Raw genomic sequence first — 24,314 nt, forward strand, 5'->3', positions numbered from 1 at the left:
CTTGAGGGAGATAAATGTTTTTTAGAAAACTCATTATATTCTCAAGTGTTGAAAAGAGCAATGTTCATTTAACTTAACAGGTTGAATTAATATGCAAGGGGAGTTTAAAAATGAAGAGATTTATGGATAAAGACTTTTTACTAGAAAACGAAGTTTCAAAAGTTTTATATCATAATTATGCTTCAAAGGTGCCAGTATTTGATTATCACTGTCACTTAGTTCCAATGGAAATAGCTACAGATTATGAATTTAAAAATATTACAGAAATGTGGTTATACCATGATCATTACAAGTGGAGAGCCATGAGAAGCTATGGTATAGATGAAAAATACATAACTGGTGATATAAGTGATTATGAGAAGTTTTATGAGTTTGCAAAAATGATGCCATACTTAATTGGCAATCCAATTTATCATTGGTCTCATTTAGAGCTTAAAAGATTTTTTGGAGTAGAAGAAATTTTAAGTGAAAAAACAGCAAAGATTATATGGGAAAAATGTAATGATGCTATAAAAAAGAACAAGTTAACAGCAAGAAAGCTTATTGAAATGGCAAATGTTGAATATATAGGAACTACTGATGATCCTGTAGATGATTTAAAATATCATAAACAAATTAAAGAGGATAAGAATTTTAAGTGTACCGTAGCACCAACATTTAGACCAGAGAAAGCTATGAAAATTAAAAATGAAGGTTTTATAGAATATATAAATTTATTATCAGAGGTAAGTAAGTGTAAAATAAAATCTTTTGCTGATTTAGAGAAAGCTCTAGAAATTAGATTAGATTATTTTTACGAAAATGGCTGTATGATTACAGATCATAGTTTAGAGAGAGTAAACTTTTTTGACTTTTCTTATGAAGAAGTTGACCAAATATTTATTAGAGCATTAAATGGAGAAGAAATTTCAGAAAAAGAAGCTGTAATATATTCTATAGCATTATTAGTTTCTTTAGGAAAAATGTATGCAGATAGAAAAATGGTAATGCAATTACATATAGGAGCATTAAGAAATAATAATACGAGAATGTTTAATAGTATTGGGGCAGATGCTGGATTTGATAGCATTGATGATAGTGAGATAGCGTATTCAATTTCAAAAATACTAGATGAACTAGATAAAGAAGACAGTTTACCTAAAACTATTCTTTACTGTCTAAATCCAAAAGATAATGAAGTCATAGGAACTATGATTGGAAATTTTCAAGGTGGAAATATTGCAGGAAAGATACAGTTTGGATCAGGTTGGTGGTTTAATGACCAAAAGGATGGAATGGAAAGACAAATGACTGCATTATCACAACTTGGGCTTATTAGCCAGTTTGTTGGTATGGTTACAGACTCAAGAAGCTTTTTGTCTTATACAAGACATGAATATTTTAGAAGGATATTATGTAATTATATTGGATCATTAGTAGAAAGTGGACAATATCCTTATGATGAAGAAATATTAGGTGAGATTGTGGAAAATATTTGTTATAAAAATTCTATGAAATATTTTGGGAGAGATTAATATATGGTTGTTTTAGATATTATTGGGAAAAAGGGGAGCAATATAAATAAATTTAGCAATAGAGATAAAATTGGATATGCATTTGGAGACTTTGGTTGTGGAGCATTTTTTATGTTTGTTAGTAGTTATTTAATGCTATTTTATACTGATATATTAGGTATAAGTGCATCTGCTGTAGGGACTTTATTTATAGTAGCTAGAATATGGGATTCAATAAATGACCCTATAATGGGAGTTATTGTAGATAAAAATAAGCATACAGAACATGGTAAATTTAAGCCTTACATAATTAAATATGGAATACCAATGAGCTTAATTGGAATTTTAGCATTTACAGCTATTCCAGGTATTCCAGATAATATGAAAATACCTTATGCTTATGTAACATATATTGCTTTTGGTATGTTATATACAGCTGTTAATATACCATATGGATCTTTAGCTTCAGTTATGACATCAGATCCAAATGAAAGAACAGCACTTTCAACATTTAGAAGTGTAGGTTCCATAGCAGCAAATTTAATAGTAATGTTAATAGTTCCTAAAATAATATTTGTTGATGGATTAGTAACAGCAACAGGATTTTTTAAGTGTGCAGTAATATTTGCTCTTATATCTTCTATAAGTTATTTGATAACGTTTAGATTAACAACAGAAAGAATAGCTTATAAAGCAGATACTAAAAAGAAAGTAAGTGTTGGAAATACAATAAAAATATTAGTGAAAAATAGAGCATTTATAGGAGTAACTTTAGCATCATTTACTATGCTTGTAGCTATGTTTACAGGAACTTCACTTAATGCATATCTATATAAAGAATATTTTAATAATTCAGATCTTATTTCTTTAGGTGGAGTAGCAACTATATTACCTACATTTGCAATATTACCTTTTGTTGGTGTAATAGTTAAAAAGTTTGGAAAGAAAGAAGCTACAATTGGTGGTTCACTTTTAGGAATGTTAGTTTATTTAGCACTATTTATTCTGCCAATAACTAATCCTTATATTTATATTGGATTAACTATGATTGCTGGACTAGGACTAGGACTTGTAAATGCATTAATATGGGCTTTAGTTGCAGATGTTATAGATTATCAAGAATACTTAAGTGGAGAGAGAAGTGAAGGAATAGTATATTCTTCTTACTCATTATGTAGAAAATTATCTCAAGCAATATCAGGTGGTGTTGGTGCTTTTGCTCTAGGATTCTTAGGATATGAATCAGGAGTAGCAACACAAGCAGAATCAATAGGTGTTGGAGTAAAAAATATAATTTGTGGAGTAAACTTTATTGGTTTAGGACTTACAGCATTAATACTAATGTTTTTATATAATCTTTCAAAAGATAAGATTTTAGAAGTAAATGAAGAATTAAATAAAAAAAGAATTGAAGTATGTATATAGTAAGTATTAAAAAATTAATATTTAAGTTTGATTATACTATAGTTTTAGAAGATGTTTTTAAGTTGAAATAGACGATTTAAATATATATTACAATCATAAGAAGAATAAGTACGTCAAAAGGTTTGACGTACTTATTTTGATTTAATGTAAATAAATATTAAGTTATGTTTAAAAGTAATTTAAGTTTAATACATAGGATTTTTTTTATTACAAAACTTAGGTTGAAGTTTTGGACAAATGTCCTTGAAAACATTTACTTGATATTTGATAATAGGCTTGTGAGAAACACACAGAAAGAAAGGAGAATTTAAAATGAATTTATCAAATGAAATTAAAGAAGCGTATGAATATATAAAATCTAAAAGTAAGTATTCTCCTAAAATAGGCTTAGTTTTAGGAACTGGATTAGGAAATTTAGCAAATGAAATAGAGGATGCTGAATATTATAGATATATTGATATACCTAATTTTCCAGTACCTACTATTGATGGACATGAAGGAACTTTAATAATTGGAAAGCTAAATGGTAAAGAAGTAGTTGCAATGAAGGGAAGATGTCATTATTATGAAGGACATTCAATGCAAAAAATAACACTTCCTATTAGAGTAATGAAGCTTTTAGGCGTTGAAACTATTATAGTTACTAATTGTTCAGGACAAGCTAAAGAGTCTATTGAAGCTGGAGATTTAATTGTAATAAGAAATCATATAAACTTAACTGGAGATAATCCTTTAAGAGGAGAGAATTTATCAGAGTTTGGTGAGAGATTTCCAGACTTAGCTTATCCTTATGATAAGGATTTAAGAGAAGAAGTTAAAAATATTGCTAAAGATTTAAAAATAAATTTAAAAGAGGGAGTATATGCAATGTTTCCAGGACCAAGTTATGAAACAGCAGTAGAAACCTTAATGGCTGCATCTTTAGGTGCTGATGCAGTAGGAATGTCTACAGTTCCAGAAGTTATAGTAGCTAATCATTGTGGAATAAAAGTATTAGGATTTTCTGGTGTGCCTTGTTTAGCGGCTGCTTATTCACAATCTGAAATAACTCATGAAGAAGTTATGGCAAATTTTGAGAGTATTGCAGAGAAATGCACAAGCATAGTAAAAGAATTTTTAAAGAGATATTAAGTAATTTAAAAATAAAGTTTTGTTTTAAAAATAAATATTTGATTAAAGCAAAACTTAAGATAAAAATGTTTTAAAAAAAGGAGGATATTATTTATGGAATTAATGAAAAAATTTACTGCGTATACTTGTAGTCCACTATTTGCTATAATATCATGTGCTATATGTTTATTAGTAGGATTTTCAATAAACTCAAGTATTATAGAAATTTTTGCTTCAGTAATGGGAATAATAAATGTTTGGTTATTATCTAGAGAAAAAGTATCAAATTTTATATTTGGAATAATAACAGTAGTGGCTTATTTATACATATACTACAATACAGGATTATATGCATTAGCAATATTAGCATGTTTCCAAGTAGGATTTAATATATTTGGTTGGTACTATTGGGTTAAAAATTCAGATCAAGAAGACAATGTGGTAACATCAGGATTAACTAAAAAAGGACAAGTGCTATGGACTATAATTATATTAGCAGCTTGGGCAGCTTGGGGATATGTAGAAATAAATATATTACATGCTCAAAATGCAATATTAGATAGTTTAACTGCAGTACTTGGATTAGTAGCTCAATATTGGTTAAGTAAAAAATTATATGAAAACTGGATTCTATGGATATTAAGCAACATATTATTTATAATTATATATATACTAAATGGATACTATGTAATGTTAATTTTAGTTGCTATTCAATTAATCTTATCAATATCAGGTTTATTAGAATGGTACACAAGTTATAAAGAACAAGGAGAAAATAAGTTAACACTATAATAGTAAAATTATTTTTATGGGTGTGATTATAGATGAAAAGTTGTGAATTAATAGAGTTTGTTAATAACTGTCCAAAAGAGATTAAAAAAGAATTAAAGAATAGAAGTTTTAAGTATGGAGAAAAGTTATTAGTTCAAAGTAATAATTGTGATTTTGTATACATTCTATTAAAAGGAAAAATTAAGACATATCATTCAGATTTTACAGGAGCTATATATTTAGAAGATATTGATAGTGAGGCTACCATATTTGGAGAATTGGAAGCTTTGATTGATAAAGAAGTTGTTACTACAGTAGAAGCTTTATCACAATGTGAGGTCTTAGAGATAAGTAAAGGAGCTTTTGTTAAATGGATGGAATTAGATAATAAGTTTTCATTATTTATAAGTAAGCTTATAGCAGAGAGAAATTATGAATGCTGTAAAAGGGAACGAATTAATGCTTTTTATAATTTGAGATATAGGGTAATGTATATAATATTAAACACACTTCATAAAAATAATCTAGGAATTACTAAAGATTTGTTAGTTGAAGGAGTGGGCTCTAATATTAGGAGTATAAATAGAATAATAAATCAATTAGTAGATGAAGGAATTCTTGACTATAATTCAGGTAAGATAAAAGTTAAATCAATAGAAAAGCTTAAAGAAGAAGTAAATTATTATAAGCCTTAGGGATATATATTAAAAAATAAGGTGCTTAAAATCTTTATATTAAGATTTTAAGCACCTTGTTTTATTATTTTATAAGTATAAAACTATTTAGTAGAAGCAAAGATATTTTTTTGCGAATATTTCTTAAATTTTTTATTATACAATTAAATTCAATCTAATTTATAATTAGAATTTTTATAATGAAAAATATGTATAAGTTATGATAAAATGTTAATTGTATTGAGAGGGGGAGAAAAATGCAATTTTCAGATGAAAAAGTTAAGAAAAATTTTGTAATAAGAGCTCTTAAACAAATAGGAACTTTATTAGTTTTTACTATGGTTTTTGATGTTGTATTTAGTTTTTTACAGCCACAAGTTTATAAAACATGTAGTGAGTATGATTCTATTAAAGATAGGTGTTATAATCTTCAAAAAGAGTATGATTCCTTAAATGAAAAAGTAAGTAATGATACAAATACTTTAAATTCTAAAAAAGAGAATTTAACTAAAAGTAATGAAGATTTACAAAATAAATTAAATTCATTAAATAAAGAAATAAAAAGTTTGAATTAGGAGTAGGAGCATATGATAAAAAAAATTATAAAATTTATAAAAACTCATAAAATAGCTCTTATATTAGCATTAATTTTAGGAGGAGCACCTAATCTTATGGCTAAAGATTATTCAAAGGAATTTAATGAAGTAGTTCCTAGAGTTAATGAGTTAGAAGATAAAATAGCTTCTTTAAATAATGATACAGAGATTAAATCAATTCAGGAAGAAGTAGATAAATTACAAAATGAAAATAATACCTTAAGTAAAGAGATAGAAGATAAACAAAAAGAGTTAGATAGTTTAAGAATTAAAAAAGAGGAGCAAGCTAAAATCGAACAAGAAGAAGCAAAAAAAGCAGAAGAGAACTCTAAAAATAAAGCTGTTGAAAGTAGTAATAGTACATCAGATAATAACAGTACGCATACAAATAAATCATCTAATGATCCATCAAATTTAGCTAATTCTTCAGGAGATTCAATACCTAAAATATCTGGTTCAGGAGAAACAGTTTATTGGACAAGCGGTGGAAAAAGCTATCATAAAAGATCAAATTGTACGACTTTAAAAAGAAGTAAAAAAATATATAGTGGAACACAGGCTGAAAGTGGTAAAAGTGATCCATGTAATGTTTGTTGTAGGTAATACATAATAATATTAAAAATTTTGGCATAAGATTTATAAATTTTATTAAAGGAGTAAGGAATGAGTGATAAAAAATTATTCACAATAAAAACATCTATAGATAAAGAGGATTATCATAGATTTTTGTACATAGCAACTTTCTTAAGAAAGAAATTTACAATCCCTGTTATTATAATAATTACAGCTTTAATGGCTGGTTTTGTTTCTTATAATAACGGTACTTTTGCCATAAAGAGTTTTTTAATTTATTGGTTAATATTATTAATCATAACCTTATTTGCAATAATTGTTAAAATTGAATTTCAAAGTAGGGAAAGAGTAAAGGCTGATAAAGCTGGTATTTTAAAATCCATAGAAACTTTAGAATTTTTTGATGATATTGTAGTGATTAAGAGCACAGCATTTAAAGGTAAAAGTAAGATTAAATATTATAAATTTTATGAGGTAATAGAAACTAAAAATTATTTTATAATGTATTTTAACAGAAGACAGGCTTCAATAATAAGAAAGATTGACTTAGAAAGTTCATTGGTAGATGAATTAAGAAATTTACTAATAGAAAGAATAGGAACTAAATATAGAAAGCTTTTTAAATAATATATTATTTAAGGTTATATTTACAGAATTATGGTGATAAAGCGATTAAACCTCGTACCTTTTTATAGGCACGGGGTATTTTTTTTCTTTAGATATTGGCAATAAATTAGTATCGAATATTAATATTTAAACTTAAATATATATAAAATAACAAATAGATAGTAAAAAATGCAAAATATCATAAATTAAAAAAAAGAGTAAATAAAACTATTTAAAAGAAATTTAATGGTGATATAATAAATTAAGCAAATTTTCAAGAAATAATTATAATAAAAAAATAACTTTGAAAGGAGTGAATTAAATGAATACAAAGAACGGAAGAATTTATCAGATTGTTTATAGAATTACTGCTATAATTCTTTTTGGAGCTTTAGCTGGAATTGGGGTTAACTTTTTCTTAACACCTGCACATATTTATTCATCAGGGGTTACAGGAATATCACAGTTATTGTCATCTATTGGTGAGGATTTTTTTAATATAAATATTGATATTTCAACATGGGTTTTAATTTTAAATCTACCACTTGCTTATTTATCATTTAAAAAGTTAGGAAAGAAATTTACCCTTTACAGTTTTCTTTCTATAATTTCATTATCATTTTTTATAGGATTTATTCCAACAAGAGAGGTTACTAATAACCAACTTTTAAATTCCATATTTGGAGGGGTTCTTATGGGATCTGGAGTTGGAATGTGCTTTAGAGCAGGATTCTCTACAGGAGGTACAGATATTATAGTTTTAGTTGTTCAAAAAATGACAGGAAAGTCTGTTGGTCAACTAGGATTTATAGTAAATGGAATAATATTATTAGTTGCAGGATTAGTTTATGGATGGGAATTAGCTTTATATAGCTTAGTTTCAATTTACGTAACCACTAAGGTTATAGATTTATTTTATATTCAGCAATACAAACTTACAGTAACCATTTATACTAAAAAAGAAAAAGAAATTGTTGAAAGTTTAATTAAAAGCCAAATGAGAGGAGTTACAATTGGTAGAAATCTTTATGGTGGATATACTAATGAAAAATTAAGTTCAATTACAACAGTAATTTCAAAGCATGAATTATTAATTGTTAAGAAAAATGTTATGGATATAGATCCAGAAGCTTTTGTAAATATACAACCAACTATTGAGGTTATGGGAAATTTTTATGATAATTCATTAATATAATTCTTTTGAATAGGGAATAAAATAGAGTTAAAATAAGAAGTGTAGAAAGTTTGAAAAATTTTCTATACTTTTTATTTATTTTTCTTATTAAAAATATAGGTAAAAAATTATTATAGTTATAAAAAACAAATATTTAACTTATTTATTACATAGATTTATAATGAAAATATAGAAAGAAATAAGCTACAAAAGAAAGAAGTGTCTAGTATGAGTATAAAATTAATATGTATTGATATGGATGTTACTTTACTTATGGATCAAGCAAAATGTTGTAGAATAAGATAAAAAGGTAATAAAGGAAGCTGTAGAAAAGGGATTAACAGTAGCCATAACCAAAGGTAGAATTTATAATTGTGTAAGAACATACTAAGACATAATAGTATTAAAAACTCCAATTATAGCTAGTAATGGAGCTTATATTGGATGGATAAATGATGAAGAAATATATAATAACTTTCTTAAATTAAGTGATTTAGAGGATTTTAATATAATAACTAAGAAAGATAAATTGTTTACATATGTAGTTGAAAACTGGAGAATTGTTTCAACAGTAGAATTACCAGAAAATCATGTTTATAAGGTTTTAAACAAAACTTTACCTAAAGATAAACAAGTTAGATCAGTAAAAGAGATTGCAAATTATGTAACATCAGATAATAAGCATTGAGGAGTTACAGAAGCTATAAGAAAATTTGTATTTTAAAATTGTAGACAAGCTTAACATATTATATTAGATTATTTTTAAAAGGAAGAATAGTTTTAATCGTATAAAAGTTATTGATAAAAGCAATGTTTAACTTAGAAATATAGTCTTTTATTAAAGTAAAATTTGGTTTAAAAGGAGATATAGCATGAAAGATATTATAGTAATAGGAGCTGGAGTAGTTGGATGCTCTATAGCTAGAGAATTATCAAAATACAACTTAGATGTCTTAGTTGTTGAAAAAAATAGTGATGTATCAGAGGGAATATCAAAGGGAAATAGTGGCATAGTACATGCTGGATATAATGAAAAAATAGGTACTTTAAAAGCTAAATTAAACATAGAAGGAAATAAAATGTTTCATGATTTGTCAAGAGATTTACAATTCCCTTTTAAAAGAAATGGTGCATTTATTTTAGCTTTTTCTAATGACGATATGAAGACATTAGAAAGTTTAAAAGAAAATGGAGAAAAGCTTGGAGTTGAAGGACTTGAAATATTAACTAGAGAAGAAGCTTTAAACATTGAGCCTAATTTAAATAAAGAAATAGTTGGAGTTTTAAATGTAAAAACATCTGGAATAGTTAGTCCATATGAAATGACAATCGCTTTAGCAGAAAATGCTGCAGAGAATGGAGTTGAATTTAAATTAAATTCAAAGGTTACTAATATAGAAAAAACATCTGAAGGATATAAAGTAACTTTAAATAACAAAGAAGTAGTAAATGGAAAACTTATAATAAATGCGTCAGGATTAGAAGGAGCTTTCTTAAATAATCTTGTAAGCATGACTAAGAGAGAAATAAATCCTGTAAAAGGTGAATATTGTTTATTTGATAAAGTAGCAGGAGCTATGATTACTAAAACTTTATTCCAAGTTCCAAGTGATTTAAGTAAAGGAGTTTTAGTAACTCCAACTGCAGAAGGAAATCTTTTAGTTGGGCCTAATGCAGAAGAAGGAAAAGAATTAGAAACATCTAGAGAGGGTATAGATGAAATTTTAGATAAGAGTAAAAAATCAGTTGAAGAGTTACCAATAGCTAGAATTTTAAATACATTCTCAGGAATAAGACCTAAAACTAAGGGTGGAGATTTTATAATAGAAGAAGCAGAAGATGCTAAAAACTTTATTAATGTTATAGGAATAGATTCACCAGGATTAACTGCAGCGCCAGCAATTGGTGTATATGTAGTTAATATTATTAAAGAAAAATTAGATTTAGTTGAAAAGAAAAATTTCAAAAAAACTAGAGAGAAGATAGCTAGATTTGCAGAACTTTCTTTAGAAGAGAAAAATACTTTAATAAAAGAAAAACCTGCATATGGACATATGGTTTGTAAGTGTGAGTTTGTTACTGAAGGTGAAATAGTAGAGGCTATTCATAGACCTATACCAGCTATTACAGTTGATGCTATTAAGAGAAGAACTAGAGCTTCAATGGGAGGATGTCAAGGTGTTGGCTGTACACTTCCTATAAGTAAAATACTAAGTAGAGAATTAGGAATAGACATAAGTGACATAAATAAAAATAGTGAAGGTTCACCAGTAATTGGTTTTAAGGAGGATTAAGACTATGAGAGAATATGATTTAATTATAATTGGGGGAGGAGCAGCAGGTCTTCTTTCAGCTATTAATGGAAAAAAAGATGGAATAAAAAATATTCTTCTAGTAGAGAAAGATCCAATTTTAGGTGGAGCTTTAAATTCAGCTGATTATAACATAAGCGAAAAGGGGAATTTAACAGGTATAGAATATAAGGAAAGTTTATTAAAAGAATTTAATGAACTTGATGTTGATGTTAAACTAAATACCATGGTTTTAAAAATAGAAAATTCAAATGAAATACTTTGTACAAGTAGCGACTGTGGTGTAGAGAAAATAAAAGGTAAAAACATAATAATTGCTAATGGTGGAAAAGAAAAAAGTAGAAATGCAGTTCAAATTCCAGGGGATCGTACAGCAGGAGTTTTAACTGTAGGAATGGCTAAAAAGATTTTTGGAATTAAAAACATGGTTCCAGGAAAGAATCTCTTCATAGTGGGAGATAACACTCTTTACATGATTCAAGAGGATTTAAAAAAGCATAATATTAAAGTTTCTGGAATTATAACAGATAAAAATAAAAATGAAGTTTTTGATTTAAGTGAAAATTTATATTCTGGATATGAAATTATTGCGATACATGGAGAAGGAAGAGTAAATTCTGTAACCATAAAAAATGGTGATGAAAAGAAAAAAATAAAATGTGATACAGTAATTTTTGCTTATCCAATGATTTCAGATGGATTAGTTGCATTAAGAAGTGGTCTTAAATTAAATCCAAATACAACTGGTCCAGCTGTAGATGAAAATTTAGAAACTTCAAGTAAAAATATATATGCTTGTGGAAATGCAATTTATACTCATAAATCAATAGAAGAAATCGAAAATGAGTGTAAAAAGCTTATTAGTGCTATAAGTTAAAAATTATATTCCTATTTTATATATTTAAAATATTATAATAGAAATATAGAGTATATATTAAATCTATTAAGAAGTAATATTTGGCAATATTACATATATTTTATAAATAAATTAACTCTACTGAAATTTAAATTTTGATAGAGTTAATTTATTTTAATATAAAGTGATAAAGGAAGAATTTTTAAATTGGTTTAAAGTAAATACTTTAAATCAATTTTTTATATAAAAAGTTTTTTAGGATATAATTAAATCTTTGCGTTATAGTAGTATAAATAATTAATTTTAAAAATAAAAAGATATTATTTAGAGGTATTTAGTATGGGAAATAATTTAAGAATATTAGAAGAAATTTTAGAATTTAATAAGAATTTTGTGAAAAATAAGGAATATGAGAAATATAAAGCAACTAAAAAACCAGAGAAAAAATTAGTAATTTTATCTTGTATGGATACTAGGCTTACGGAATTATTACCAAAAGCCATGAATATAAAAAATGGAGATGCAAAAATAATAAAAAATGCTGGGGCTACAATAATGAATCCTTTTGGAAGTATTGTTAGAAGTATACTTGTTGCTATTTATGAGTTTAATGCAGAAGATGTTTTAGTTGTAGGGCATTATGGATGCGGGATGAGCAATTTAAATTCTAAAGATATGATTAAGAAAATGGAGGATAGAGGAATATCAGAAGATACTATCTTAACTATCAAACATTGTGGAATAGATTTGGAAAAGTGGCTTCATGGATTTGGATGTGTAGAAGACTCCGTAAAAGAAAGTGTGACATCATTAAAAAATCATCCGTTAATGCCTAGTGATGTAAATATTCATGGACTTATAATTGATCCACATACAGGAGAACTTAAGCTTATAGTAAATGGATATGAATAAAATAAAAATTAAAAAACACTTACTTTAATTTATTTAAAGCAAGTGTTTTTTTACACAATTAATTAATACTTAATATTATTGATAGATAAACTTTTTATAAAAGTTATATAATTATATCAATACTTTTAATACTAGATATCATAATATCATCTTTAGCTATAAGAAGATAAGTAGAAAGCATGAAGAGGATAAAAGCTAAAAATTCATTAGATAGATTTCTTGATAATAAATATACAGGTGAATTTTTGAGAAAATATATCCTAATATGATATTTAAGTAGTGATAAAATTTATAGGAGAATGATATGTTTTTTATTGGTATATTTGGAATTGAAAATAAACAGAAAGAAATAAAACAATTAGAAAATATATATTGTACAACTTGTTCAACAAGAACTATGGGAACTTTAATAAAGAGTTATGAGTATTTTCATATATTTTTTATTCCTATTTTTAGATGGAACGAAAAATATTATGTCATGTGTAAAAGATGTAATTCAATATATGAAATTTCAAAGGAAAAAGGAAAAGCCATGGAAAATGGAGAAATTAAAGAAGTTAATCTAGAAGATATGACTCTTATTCAAGAAGGACAAGTTTATGGCAAAAGAGCAATGAAAAAAGTTTGTCCTAATTGTGGAAAAACTATAGAGGGAGATTATAATTATTGCCCTTATTGTGGAAGTAAAGTTTTCATTTTGGATTAGATATTGACATTAATTTCAAAAAGTGTTATATATAAAAATAGAGGTTAGCACTCTGGTTAATAGAGTGCTAATAAAGAAGTTTTTTGTTTTGGGAGGGAATAATTCAAAATGGAAAAAAGAGAATTTAAAGCAGAATCAAAAAGACTATTAGACATTGTAATTAACTCAATTTATACAAACAGAGAAATATTTTTAAGAGAATTAATTTCAAATGCTAGTGATGCAATAGATAAGGTTTATTATAAGACTTTAGGAGATAGTTCATTAACTTTCAATAAAGATGATTACTATATAAAAATAATACCAAATAAAGAAGAAAGAACTCTTACAATATCAGATAGAGGTATTGGTATGACAGAGGCGGAACTTGATGAGAATTTAGGAGTTATAGCTAAGAGTGGTTCTTTACAGTTTAAAAAAGAAAATGAAATCCAAGATGGGTTTGATATTATAGGACAGTTTGGAGTTGGATTCTATTCAGGATTTTTAGTTGCAGATAAGATAACAGTAATAACAAAAGCTTTTGGATCAGATAAAGCATATAAATGGGAATCAGATGGAGTAGATGGATATACAATTTCAGAAGCTGAAAAAGATTCTTTTGGAACTGATATAATTTTACATTTAAAAGCAAATGATGAGGATGAAAATTATGATGAATTCTTAGAAGAATATAAATTAAAATCATTAATTAAGAAATATTCAGATTTCATAAGATATCCAATTAAACTTGATGTTACTAAATCAAGAGTTAAAGAGGGAACAGAGAATGAGCATGAAGAATATGTAGAAGAAGAAACAGTAAATAGTATGGTTCCTTTATGGAGAAGAAATAAAAATGAGCTTACTGATGATGACTACAATAATTTTTATGTTGAAAAAAGATTTGGATTTGATAAGCCTTTAAGACACATGCACATAAGTGTTGATGGTATGATAAGTTATAATTCTATTCTTTATATTCCAGAAAATATACCATATGATTATTACACTAAAGAATATGAAAAAGGCTTAGAATTATATTCAAATGGTGTTTTAATAATGGAAAAATGCTCTGAGCTTTTACCAGATTACTTTGGATTTGTAAAAGGTATAGTAGACTCTCAAGATTTATCACTTAATATTTCAAGAGAAATGCTTCAACATGATAGGCAATTAAGCCGTATTGCTAAAAATATAAAAACTAAAATCAAAAATGAATTAGAGTCTATGATGAAAAATGATAGAGAAAGTTATGAAAAATTCTATAAATCCTTTGGTAGACAGTTAAAATACGGAGTTTATGATGATTTTGGAATGAATAAGGATGAGTTAAAAGATTTATTAATGTTCTACTCATCTAAAGAAAAGAAAATGGTAAGTCTAGCTGAATATGTTGAAAGAATGGCTGGAGATCAAAAATACATCTATTATGCAGTTGGTGATTCTAATGAAAGAATAGAAAAAATGCCACAAACAGAAATGGTACTAGATAAAGGATATGAAATTCTTTATTTCACAGAGGATGTAGATGAATTTGCAATAAAAATGCTTATGAACTACAAAGAAAAAGAATTTAAATCAGTATCTAGTGGTGATTTAGGCATAGAATCAGAAGAAGAAAATAAAAAAGAAAATGAAGAAAACAAAGGTATATTTGAAGCTATGAAGGAAGCTTTAGGAGAAAAAATAAGTGCAGTAAAAGCTTCAAGTAGACTAAAAAATTATCCAGTATGTTTATCTTCAGAAGGTGAAGTTTCAATAGAAATGGAAAAAATATTAAGTGCTATGCCAAATAATCAAGGAGTTAAAGCACAAAAAGTATTAGAAGTTAATACAAATCATGAAGTGTTTAATTCATTAAAAGATGCACTTGAAAAGGATAAAGATAAATTTACCCTATATACAAAATTACTTTATAACCAAGCTTTGCTTGTTGAAGGATTAAGTATTGAAGATCCTGTAGATTTCACAAATGACATATGTAAACTGATGAAATAATTTTAAATTAGGATATATCAAAATAGTTTTTTATAAAACTTTTGATATATCCCTTTTTTATTTTTTAAGATAGTAAATATGAATTTTATTTGAATCATTTCAATTGTGGTAGGATTTTTATCAATTCCTAATTCTTATAAAAATAAAGATAATATACCAAATATATTATTGGGATTAAAAAGGGATAAATCTTTAATAAAAGATGAGGAAAAATTTAAAAAATTATGTTTATAAAAAATATTACTCTTAGTATGTCTTTTATTTTGTTAGGGGAATTTATAAGTTAAACAAAGGATAATGTTTATGTTTTAATATTTCCAATGATTATTAATAAATTTTTTTCATAAATACTCTATGAAATATGTTCTTTTATACAATTAAATCACTTGGTAGATTGTAAAATGATTTTATGGTATATTTTAATATGTGAGGGAGTGATTTTGTGAAAGTTACAATTAAAGATGTGGCTAGAGAAGCCAATGTAGCCCCTTCAACTGTTTCAAGAGTTTTATCTGATAGTCCAAAAATTAGTGAGGAAACTAAAATAAAAGTAAATAAGGCTATAGAAAAATTAAATTATAAACCTAATGCAATAGCTAGAAGTCTTGTTAATAATAAAACAAAAATATTAGGTGTAGTCTTGCCTAATGAAGCAGACGATTCATTTAAGAATCCTTTTTTTGTAGAAGCTATGAGAGGTATGAGTATGTCAGCAGATGAAAATGGATACTATATCATGTATGCTTTTGGTAAAAATGATGAGGATGAATTAGAGGTAATAAAGGAATTTACAAGCAATAATTTATTAGAAGGATTATGTTTATTATCTGTTAGAGAAGAGGAAAGGACTATAAAATATTTAAAAGATATAAATTTCCCATTTGTAGTTATTGGAAGACCAGATGAAGAAAATGTTTTATGGGTTGATAATGATAATTTTCAAGCAATGTTTAAGTTAGTTGATAAATTTATAAAAGATGGAGAAAGTGACATAGCTTTTATTGGAGGAAAGAAAAGTTGGAATGTTTCCAAAGATAGATTAAGCGGATTTAGAGATGCTTTTAAAGCAAATAATTTAAATTATGATAAAACTATAGTTATTGAGGGAATAGATTTTTCAGAAGAATGTGGGTATTTAGCTATGAGGGAGATAATATTAAAAAGAACTCCTAAGATAGTTGTTACAACAGATGATTTACTTGCTTTAGGAGCGAATAAATTTTTAAATGAAGAGGGAATTGAAGGAGTAAAAATAGTAGGGTTTAATAACACACCTATGACTAAATATCAAAATCCACCAATTTCATCTATAGATATTAATGCAAGAGAATTAGGATATGAGGCAACTAAGCTACTTATAGATTATTTAAACGGAAACTTAGTAGGTAGAAAAAAATATTGTATAGTAGATACTGAATTAATTGATAGAGGATAGAATTCCTCATGAAAATTGGGCAAACGTTTGCATGAAAATTTAAGAATAAAAGAGAAAATAAGAGATAAATCCAGAATATATAATTAAATTTTCTTTAAATCAATTTTGTAAAGGATTTAATTATCTGATATTATAAAAATGTAAAATGAGACTTAATTCAAAGGAGTTTCGTGAACTTTGAATTTTAGTTTGATTCTTAAAATCTGTTTTTTAGGGAATTCTAAAAAACAAATTTTTTTGAATTTAAGGCAAACGTTTGCATGTTATTCGGATTTAGAATTTAATCAATATACGTAAATATAAGGAGAAAATATGAATAAAAAGTGGTGGAAAGAATTAATCGCTTACCAGATTTATCCTAAGAGTTTTATGGATTCTAATGGTGATGGTATAGGTGATATTCAAGGTATAATATCTAAATTAGATTATTTAAAAGATCTAGGTATTGATTTAATCTGGCTATGTCCAATGTATAAATCACCTAATCATGATAATGGATATGATATTAGTGACTATAAAGATATTTTGGATGAGTTTGGAACTATGGATGATTTTAATCAATTACTTAATGAGGTTCATAATAGAGGGATGAAACTTATTATAGATCTAGTAATAAATCATACTAGTCATGAACATCCATGGTTTATAGAATCAAGAGCTTCAAGAGATAATCCTAAAAGAGATTGGTATATTTGGAGAGATGGAAAAGAGGATGAAGAACCTAATAATTGGGAAAGTATATTTAAAGGTTCAGCTTGGGAATTTTGTGAGAATAGTAAACAGTATTATCTACATTTGTTTGCTAAAGAGCAACCAGATTTAAACTGGGAAAATAAAGAGGTAAGAAATGAATTATACAAAATGATAAACTGGTGGCTTGATAAGGGAATTGATGGATTTAGAGTTGATGCTATAAGTCACATAAAAAAAGAGGATGGTCTTAAAGATATGGATAATCCAGAGGGACTTAAATATGTTTCATCCTTTGAAAAACATATGAATGTAGAGGGAATAAATTCTTACCTTAAAGAACTGAAAGAAAAAACTTTTTCAAAGTACAATATAGTTACGGTTGGAGAAGCAAATGGAGTTAGTGCTAATGAAGCGGACTATTGGGTGGATGAAGATCAGGGAACATTTAATATGATATTCCAATTTGAGCATCTTAATCTTTGGAATTATGAAGAGGGAAAAGGATTTGATGTGAAGGCCTATAAAGATGTTCTAACAAATTGGCAAAATTCTTTAGAAGGTAAAGGATGGAATGCACTTTTCATTGAAAATCATGATATACCTAGAGTTGTTTCAACTTGGGGAAATGACAAAGAATATTTAACTGAATGTGCAAAAGCTTTTGGAGCAATTTACTTCTTACAAAAAGGAACACCTTTCATATATCAAGGGCAAGAACTTGGTATGACAAATATTAAGTATCACAGTATAGCTGAGTATGATGATGTTAAAACTATAAATACTTACAATGAAAGAATTGAAAGTGGTGTTTCAGAAGAATTAGCATTAAAAGAAGCTTGGATTACTTCAAGAGATAATGCAAGAACACCTATGCAATGGAACTCAAGTAAAAATGCAGGATTTACTGAAGGAAAACCTTGGATAGGAGTTAATGAAAATTATAAAACAATAAATGTAGAGGTTGAAGAAAAAGATGAAAATTCAGTTTTAAACTTCTATAAAAAGCTTATAAAACTTAAAAAGTCTAATAAAGCTTTAATCTATGGTGTATATGATTTAATTCTTAAAGATGATGGAAATATTTTTGCTTATACAAGAACTTTAAATAATGATAAATTTTTGATAATTGCTAATTTAACTAGAGAAAATGCCAAGTACATATATGACAAAGAAAAACTTAATTCTAAGAATTTAATTCTTAACAATTATGAGGTTGATGTACATGAAAATTTAACAGAGTTTACATTAAAACCTTATGAATGCAGAGTATATAAACTTTTTTAAAGAGCTTATTATATTTTTATTTATAATAATTATAAAAATTTAAATTAAAATTTTATGAATGAATGTAATATAAGTTTTTTTTAGATGTTGTTATATTTAAATATAACAAAGTTAAGTTAAATTTAAAGTTTATTTTTAGTTTTGTATTTTAGCTAGATATATCTAAAGAAAAAATTTAAGGTTTAGAGTGTATATAGGCTATAACCTTAAAATAAGTGTAAAATATTAATAATTTGGAGGGATTTGAGAATGAAGAAATTTAAATTAGGTTCTTTTGATTTCTGGCAAAAGTTTGGTAAGGCATTACTTGTTGTTGTTGCTGTAATGCCTGCTGCTGGACTTATGATTTCAATAGGTAAAGTAATGGGGATTTACATTGATGTAGATTTCATAAAAACTATAGCAAGAGTGATGGAGGATATAGGTTGGGCGATAATTGGTAATTTAAACTTATTATTTGCTGTTGCAATAGGGGGATCTTGGGCTAAAGAACGTGCTGGAGGAGCTTTTGCAGGTACCATAGCATTTGTTCTTATTAATAGAATCACTGGTGTAATATTTAGTGTAAGTAATGCTATGTTAGCAGCTGATTCAACTACTACCGTTCAATCATTTACAGGACAAACACTGTTAGTCAAAGACTACTTTGTTTCAGTGTTAGGTGCTCCAGCACTTAATATGGGTGTATTTGTTGGTATCATTTCAGGTTTTTTAGGAGCAGCTTTATATAATAAGTACTATAATTATAATAAATTACCTAATGCCTTAGCATTCTTTAATGGTAAACGTTTTGTGCCTTTTGTGGTTATAATAGGTTCAACAATAGCAGCAATCATACTTTCTTTCTTATGGCCATTTGTACAATATGGATTAAATACTTTTGGTCAATGGATAGCAACATCTAAGGATACAGCTCCAATAGTAGCACCGTTTTTATATGGTACATTAGAACGTCTATTATTACCATTTGGATTGCATCATATGCTTACAGTTCCAATAAACTATACAGAGCTTGGTGGAGTTTATCATATACTTACAGGTCCAACAGCTGGACAAGCAGTTGCAGGACAAGATCCATTGTGGCTTGCTTGGATAACTGATTTAAATAACTTTAAGCAAGCAGGAGACATAACTTCATACAATCAACTTATAGGATCAGTGGTACCTGCTCGTTTCAAAGTAGGACAAGTAATACTTTCAAGTGCTTCATTAATAGGGGTAGCATTAGCTATGTATAAAAATGTTGATCCAGATAAGAAGAAAAAATATAAATCAGTATTTTTCTCAGCAGCTATAGCAGTATTCTTAACTGGTGTAACTGAACCAATTGAATTTATGTTCATGTTTATTTCACCAATATTATACGTAGTTTATGCAGTAATTGCAGGTTTAGGATTTGCAATAGCTGATATAATAAACTTAAGAGTTCATGCTTTTGGATTCATAGAGCTTATGACTCGTTCACCACTTATGATAAATGCAGGTTTAACTAAAGATTTAATAAACTTTATAATAGTTGCAGTAGTATTTTTCTTCTTAAATTACTTTGTATTTAGCTTCTTAATCAAGAAATTCAAAATAGCTACACCAGGACGTATGGGTAACTATATTGATAATGAAGATGAAAATACAAATAAAGATTCATCAAATAATAATGCTTCAATGGATGAATTAGCAGTTAAAGCTATTGAATTACTAGGTGGAAAAGAAAATATAGTAGATGTAGATGCTTGCATGACTCGTCTTCGTGTTACTGTAAAAGACATTGAAAAAGTTGGAGATGAAAAAGCTTGGAAAGATAATAAAGCCTTAGGTCTTATAGTTAAAGATAAAGGGGTTCAAGCTATATATGGTCCTAAAGCAGATGTATTAAAATCAGATATTCAAGATATATTAGGTATTTAGGTGATTAAAGATGAAATTACTTACTTTAAACTGTCATTCTTGGCTAGAGGAAGATCAATTATACAAAATAAAATACTTAGCAAAAACAATAATTGAAGAGAAATATGATGTTATAGCTCTTCAAGAGGCTAGTCAAAGTATTAAAGCTAGTATTAAAGAAGGAAATTTAAAAGAAGATAATTATTGTTTAGCATTAATTAAAGAAATAAACAAACTGGGTGGAGAAGAATACCACCTAGTTTGGGATTATTCTCATATTGGTTATGATATATATGAGGAAGGATTGTGTATATTAACTAAACATAAAATAGTAAATAGTGAAAGCTTTTATATATCAAAAAGTCGCTCTAAAACTTTTTGGAAATCAAGAAAAATAGTAAAAGCAACAATAGATATTAATAATGAAAATATAGATTTTTATTCTTGTCACATGGGATGGTGGAATGATAAAGAGGAAAGCTTCATATTTCAGGTTGAAAACTTACTTGCACATGCTAAAGAAAGTAAAAATAGAGCCTTTTTTATGGGAGATTTCAATAATAATGCCTTTTTAAAGAATGAGGGATATGATTTTCTTAAAAGTAATGGGTTAATTGATACTTATTATTTAGCGGAAAGTAAGGATTCAGGAGTTACAGTTAATAAAAATATAGCTGGATGGGAAGATAACACTGGACAATTAAGAATAGATATAATTTTTACTAATAAGATTACAAAAGTTTATGAAAGTAGGGTTATATTTAATGGGAAAAATAAAGAAGTTATATCAGATCATTTTGGATTAGAAATAAAAACTATGTAAAGTGATTTAAAATTTTAATTGTGGAAAAGAAGATTGGAATTTTAGTATAATAATATAATTATATTTTGGTGGAAAATAAGTTTAATAATAGTACAGGTAATAAAATTTTACTTGTGCTATTTTTGTTTTTAATGAATTTTTTATTTTCATTTTATTTTTGTATAAAACTTATAAAATAATTTTAATAAAAGTTTTATATAAAAATTAAAAAAGAAATAATAGATACTTGTAAATAAAATTTTATTGTAATTATATTTAATTAAATCTTAACTTAATTTATAATTACAATAGAATTTTATGTGGAAAGGAAGGCTAGTATGATTAATTTAAATGAAGAGCAACAAAAGGTTGTAAATGAACAAAAAAACAATATTATTTTGCTTGCTTCTGCTGGAACAGGAAAAACTAATACTTTAGCAGAGAGAGTAACTTCAATAATAAAAAATGGAAATTCAAAGCCTTCAGAAATTCTATGCATCACTTTTACTAATAAGGCATGTAAAGAGATGAATGATAGAGTAATTAAAATAGTTGGGGGAGAGGCTAAGGATATAACCATAAGAACTTTTCATAGTTTTTGTTTTGACGTAGTTAGAACTTATGCAAAGAGAAATACTGATATTTTTTCAGATTTCACAATATTTGATGAAGATGATTGTAGAGAAGTTATAAGTAAGTTAAGTTATTACTATGCTACAAGTAATTTAATGGCTACTAATATGCAAATTCAAAAGGTTATTGATTTTATAAAGGTTGAAAGAGCAAGAATAGAAATCTTAGAAGATAGAGTTTTAGATGAATATAAAACTGTAATTGATGAAATTTTTAAATTTAGAGAAGAAAAAATAAATAAAGTTTGTACTAACAAAGGAAACTTAAATTTAAACCTTAAAAACTACATTAAATTTCATGGGCATGAATTAGTAACATTATATGATTCTAAGCTTAGAGAGGATCATGCTTTAGACTTTAATGATTTGATACTACTTACTAAGGAACTATTTAAGGATAAAAAAGTTGTTAGGGCCCTTAAAAATAAATTTAAGTATATAAATATAGATGAAGTTCAGGATACAAGTATTATAGAGTATTCAATAATTGAGAAGCTTTTTGAAGGAAATAATGTTCTTATATGTGGAGATTTCTTTCAAACCATATATAGTTGGCGTGGATCTGACCCAGAAATGATTTTTAATAAATTTAAAGAGAAATATAATCCTGTAGAAATTGTTTTTTCTAAGAATTATAGGGCCACCAAAAACTTAAATAAAGCTTCCTTAGAATTTTTGAATAATGCTTTTTCTAGTAAAGTTTCTACTATGTATAAGAATGGGATTTTATCAGAATCAAAAGAAGTTGGTGAGAAAATACTATTAAAAGAAACTAGAGGATTAAGAGAAGAGGCTAGATTTATCTTTGATTATGTAAATAAGTTATGTGAAAAGGGTGAAGATTTAAAAAGAGTATGTGTTCTTACAAGGGATAATAACTATAATATAGGACTTAGTGAAGAGCTCTATCAAATAGGTGGATATGAAGGAGCAGATTTTGAATTTATACTTGTAGATCAATTTAAGTTTTTTAGGAGACAAGAAGTAAAAGATCTATTAGCATTTTTAAAATTAATAGCTAATAGATATGATTCTCTAAGTTTAAAGCGAATCGTTAATAGACTGCCAACTGGAATTGGTATGAGAACCTTAGAGGCAATAGAATCTTATAAGTATAAAGAGGTTGGCATAAGATTAGCAGATTATATAGATCCTCTTGTATTAGAATATGGAGAAAAATTTTCTTTACTAATAAATGAATTTGAAAAAGAAAATATAATAGTTTTTGATGTGGAAAGTACAGGAGTTGATGTTACAGAGGATGAGATAATTCAAATAGCAGCTATAAAATTAAATAGAGATGGTGAGGTAGTAGATAAGTTTGAAAAGTTTCTAAAGAATAAGAAATCAGTTAAGGACTCTTACTATGTTCATGGCTTTTCAGATGAAATGCTTCAAAGGATTGGAGAAGATAAAGAAAAAGTTTTAAAGGAATTTGTGGAGTATTCTAAGGATTCTATAATAGTAGGTCACAATGTTCAATATGATATAAATATCCTATGTAGCGAGCTTGAAAGAAGCAATTTAGGAAAGCCTAAGTTTAAAACTTTTTATGATACTTTAGACATATATAGAAGATTTTATCCAGGAAATATAAATTATAAGTTAGAAAATCTAAGTAATGTTTATGATACTAGACATAAGCCAAGCCATGATGCTATGGATGATATTATTGCTACTTCTGAACTTTTAGTTAGGGCAATAAATGAAAAGATAATTCCAACTTCAATGGAAAGAATAGCATTAATGTCAAAACATTTAAAAGCATTTACGTCTATTAGCAAGAAATTAAATGAACTTTTTCAAATAGCAGAAAGTAAAAGACCTTATGAATTAGTTGCCTGTGTAATGAATGGATTTAATATTAAGAGTATGTATTCTGGAGATGAAAACAAAGAAAAGTTAAATAGATTAAGAGATCTATATGCTTTATTTAGAGATTTAGATGACAAAAGTAAAGGTAATAGAGATGCCTTGTTAGATATTATAAGAATAACAGGTCTTTCTAATGGAGAGTTAGAATCTTTAATAATAAATAGAACTAAAAAGCCTAGAATACCAATAATAACTGTGCATCAAGCAAAGGGATTGGAGTTTGATACTGTATTTTTAGCAGGTATTCAAAATAATACATTTCCTTCTTATATGGCTATTAAAGAGGGAAATTTAGCAGAAGAAAAAAGAGTTTTTTATGTGGCAATAACTCGTGCAAAGAAAAGGTTAGTTATAACATATAATTCTCAAGGAAAATATGGACATAGAAATGAAATAAGTCAGTTCATAGAGTATATTCCAAAGGAGTTCTTTAAAATTATATAATCTTTTATAAGATTAGGAAAATCCTAAGGTTGATATACTTCATATAAATCTGTATAATAATTCTGAAACTAAAGGAT

The 24,314-nt window shown here is 26.7% G+C and carries 20 protein-coding genes; all 20 read left to right on the forward strand.

From position 1 onward, the window contains the following. The first annotated feature begins 110 nt into the window (after positions 1-110). The 20 genes from uxaC (at position 111) to Q1J60_RS02690 (ending at position 24,237) form a co-directional block, all read left to right on the forward strand. Positions 111-1,514 carry a glucuronate isomerase gene (gene uxaC / locus Q1J60_RS02595; RefSeq protein ID WP_300258090.1) on the forward strand — a complete coding sequence of 468 codons (1,404 nt, stop codon included), beginning with the start codon at positions 111-113 and terminating at the stop codon, positions 1,512-1,514. A gap of 3 nt (positions 1,515-1,517) precedes the next feature. Further along, positions 1,518-2,918 carry an MFS transporter gene (locus Q1J60_RS02600; RefSeq protein WP_300258093.1) on the forward strand — a complete coding sequence of 467 codons (1,401 nt, stop codon included), beginning with the start codon at positions 1,518-1,520 and terminating at the stop codon, positions 2,916-2,918. Positions 2,919-3,230: 312 nt separating this feature from the next. Then, entirely contained in the window at positions 3,231-4,049 is an 819-nt protein-coding gene (locus tag Q1J60_RS02605; protein WP_300258096.1) for a purine-nucleoside phosphorylase, read from the forward strand. A 93-nt stretch (positions 4,050-4,142) separates the two neighbouring features. Then, the gene (gene pnuC / locus Q1J60_RS02610) at positions 4,143-4,820 is read left to right on the forward strand and encodes a nicotinamide riboside transporter PnuC (protein ID WP_300258098.1); all 678 of its coding nucleotides are present in this window, start codon (positions 4,143-4,145) and stop codon (positions 4,818-4,820) included. A gap of 32 nt (positions 4,821-4,852) precedes the next feature. Next, positions 4,853-5,494, forward strand: coding sequence for a Crp/Fnr family transcriptional regulator (locus tag Q1J60_RS02615; RefSeq protein WP_300258101.1), 642 nt, complete (start codon positions 4,853-4,855; stop codon positions 5,492-5,494). 236 nt (positions 5,495-5,730) lie between these two features. Continuing rightward, complete coding sequence (locus Q1J60_RS02620) at positions 5,731-6,048, forward strand: coiled-coil domain-containing protein (protein ID WP_300258104.1); 318 nt, start codon at positions 5,731-5,733, stop codon at positions 6,046-6,048. A 12-nt stretch (positions 6,049-6,060) separates the two neighbouring features. Further along, complete coding sequence (locus Q1J60_RS02625) at positions 6,061-6,672, forward strand: coiled-coil domain-containing protein (RefSeq protein ID WP_300258107.1); 612 nt, start codon at positions 6,061-6,063, stop codon at positions 6,670-6,672. Between the two features lie 60 nt (positions 6,673-6,732). Further along, entirely contained in the window at positions 6,733-7,269 is a 537-nt protein-coding gene (locus Q1J60_RS02630) for a YcxB family protein (protein WP_300258110.1), read from the forward strand. 301 nt (positions 7,270-7,570) lie between these two features. Next, positions 7,571-8,443: a YitT family protein gene (locus Q1J60_RS02635; protein ID WP_300258113.1), complete on the forward strand. Its 873-nt coding sequence runs from the start codon at positions 7,571-7,573 to the stop codon at positions 8,441-8,443. 508 nt (positions 8,444-8,951) lie between these two features. After that, positions 8,952-9,110, forward strand: coding sequence for a hypothetical protein (locus Q1J60_RS02640; RefSeq protein ID WP_300258115.1), 159 nt, complete (start codon positions 8,952-8,954; stop codon positions 9,108-9,110). Between the two features lie 184 nt (positions 9,111-9,294). After that, positions 9,295-10,716: an NAD(P)/FAD-dependent oxidoreductase gene (locus Q1J60_RS02645; RefSeq protein ID WP_300258116.1), complete on the forward strand. Its 1,422-nt coding sequence runs from the start codon at positions 9,295-9,297 to the stop codon at positions 10,714-10,716. Between the two features lie 4 nt (positions 10,717-10,720). Further along, positions 10,721-11,611 carry an NAD(P)/FAD-dependent oxidoreductase gene (locus tag Q1J60_RS02650; RefSeq protein WP_300258119.1) on the forward strand — a complete coding sequence of 297 codons (891 nt, stop codon included), beginning with the start codon at positions 10,721-10,723 and terminating at the stop codon, positions 11,609-11,611. A gap of 318 nt (positions 11,612-11,929) precedes the next feature. Then, the gene (locus Q1J60_RS02655) at positions 11,930-12,502 is read left to right on the forward strand and encodes a beta-class carbonic anhydrase (RefSeq protein WP_300258121.1); all 573 of its coding nucleotides are present in this window, start codon (positions 11,930-11,932) and stop codon (positions 12,500-12,502) included. A 304-nt stretch (positions 12,503-12,806) separates the two neighbouring features. Then, complete coding sequence (locus tag Q1J60_RS02660; RefSeq protein ID WP_300258124.1) at positions 12,807-13,208, forward strand: zinc ribbon domain-containing protein; 402 nt, start codon at positions 12,807-12,809, stop codon at positions 13,206-13,208. Positions 13,209-13,316: 108 nt separating this feature from the next. Then, complete coding sequence (htpG, locus tag Q1J60_RS02665) at positions 13,317-15,188, forward strand: molecular chaperone HtpG (protein ID WP_300258126.1); 1,872 nt, start codon at positions 13,317-13,319, stop codon at positions 15,186-15,188. 442 nt (positions 15,189-15,630) lie between these two features. After that, positions 15,631-16,623, forward strand: coding sequence for a LacI family DNA-binding transcriptional regulator (locus tag Q1J60_RS02670; RefSeq protein ID WP_300258129.1), 993 nt, complete (start codon positions 15,631-15,633; stop codon positions 16,621-16,623). A 312-nt stretch (positions 16,624-16,935) separates the two neighbouring features. Continuing rightward, on the forward strand, positions 16,936-18,600 hold the full coding sequence (locus Q1J60_RS02675; protein ID WP_300258132.1) for a glycoside hydrolase family 13 protein: 1,665 nt from the start codon (positions 16,936-16,938) through the stop codon (positions 18,598-18,600). A 249-nt stretch (positions 18,601-18,849) separates the two neighbouring features. Beyond that, positions 18,850-20,505, forward strand: a complete 1,656-nt coding sequence (locus Q1J60_RS02680) for a PTS transporter subunit IIBC (RefSeq protein WP_300258135.1) — start codon at positions 18,850-18,852, stop codon at positions 20,503-20,505. 10 nt (positions 20,506-20,515) lie between these two features. Further along, on the forward strand, positions 20,516-21,307 hold the full coding sequence (locus tag Q1J60_RS02685) for an endonuclease/exonuclease/phosphatase family protein (protein ID WP_300258138.1): 792 nt from the start codon (positions 20,516-20,518) through the stop codon (positions 21,305-21,307). A 317-nt stretch (positions 21,308-21,624) separates the two neighbouring features. Next, on the forward strand, positions 21,625-24,237 hold the full coding sequence (locus Q1J60_RS02690; RefSeq protein WP_300258141.1) for a 3'-5' exonuclease: 2,613 nt from the start codon (positions 21,625-21,627) through the stop codon (positions 24,235-24,237). Positions 24,238-24,314 lie beyond the last annotated feature (77 nt).

Source organism: Clostridium sp. (genome assembly GCF_029258205.1).
Classification (GTDB): domain Bacteria; phylum Bacillota; class Clostridia; order Clostridiales; family Clostridiaceae; genus Sarcina.

What these genes read in the sequence shown, in the direction of transcription:
- uxaC (WP_300258090.1), top strand. Translation starts at nt 111, where the DNA reads ATGAAGAGATTTATGGATAAAGACTTTTTACTAGAAAACGAAGTTTCA.
- Q1J60_RS02600 (WP_300258093.1), top strand. Translation starts at nt 1,518, where the DNA reads ATGGTTGTTTTAGATATTATTGGGAAAAAGGGGAGCAATATAAATAAA.
- Q1J60_RS02605 (WP_300258096.1), top strand. Translation starts at nt 3,231, where the DNA reads ATGAATTTATCAAATGAAATTAAAGAAGCGTATGAATATATAAAATCT.
- pnuC (WP_300258098.1), top strand. Translation starts at nt 4,143, where the DNA reads ATGGAATTAATGAAAAAATTTACTGCGTATACTTGTAGTCCACTATTT.
- Q1J60_RS02615 (WP_300258101.1), top strand. Translation starts at nt 4,853, where the DNA reads ATGAAAAGTTGTGAATTAATAGAGTTTGTTAATAACTGTCCAAAAGAG.
- Q1J60_RS02620 (WP_300258104.1), top strand. Translation starts at nt 5,731, where the DNA reads ATGCAATTTTCAGATGAAAAAGTTAAGAAAAATTTTGTAATAAGAGCT.
- Q1J60_RS02625 (WP_300258107.1), top strand. Translation starts at nt 6,061, where the DNA reads ATGATAAAAAAAATTATAAAATTTATAAAAACTCATAAAATAGCTCTT.
- Q1J60_RS02630 (WP_300258110.1), top strand. Translation starts at nt 6,733, where the DNA reads ATGAGTGATAAAAAATTATTCACAATAAAAACATCTATAGATAAAGAG.
- Q1J60_RS02635 (WP_300258113.1), top strand. Translation starts at nt 7,571, where the DNA reads ATGAATACAAAGAACGGAAGAATTTATCAGATTGTTTATAGAATTACT.
- Q1J60_RS02645 (WP_300258116.1), top strand. Translation starts at nt 9,295, where the DNA reads ATGAAAGATATTATAGTAATAGGAGCTGGAGTAGTTGGATGCTCTATA.
- Q1J60_RS02650 (WP_300258119.1), top strand. Translation starts at nt 10,721, where the DNA reads ATGAGAGAATATGATTTAATTATAATTGGGGGAGGAGCAGCAGGTCTT.
- Q1J60_RS02655 (WP_300258121.1), top strand. Translation starts at nt 11,930, where the DNA reads ATGGGAAATAATTTAAGAATATTAGAAGAAATTTTAGAATTTAATAAG.
- Q1J60_RS02660 (WP_300258124.1), top strand. Translation starts at nt 12,807, where the DNA reads ATGTTTTTTATTGGTATATTTGGAATTGAAAATAAACAGAAAGAAATA.
- htpG (WP_300258126.1), top strand. Translation starts at nt 13,317, where the DNA reads ATGGAAAAAAGAGAATTTAAAGCAGAATCAAAAAGACTATTAGACATT.
- Q1J60_RS02675 (WP_300258132.1), top strand. Translation starts at nt 16,936, where the DNA reads ATGAATAAAAAGTGGTGGAAAGAATTAATCGCTTACCAGATTTATCCT.
- Q1J60_RS02680 (WP_300258135.1), top strand. Translation starts at nt 18,850, where the DNA reads ATGAAGAAATTTAAATTAGGTTCTTTTGATTTCTGGCAAAAGTTTGGT.
- Q1J60_RS02685 (WP_300258138.1), top strand. Translation starts at nt 20,516, where the DNA reads ATGAAATTACTTACTTTAAACTGTCATTCTTGGCTAGAGGAAGATCAA.
- Q1J60_RS02690 (WP_300258141.1), top strand. Translation starts at nt 21,625, where the DNA reads ATGATTAATTTAAATGAAGAGCAACAAAAGGTTGTAAATGAACAAAAA.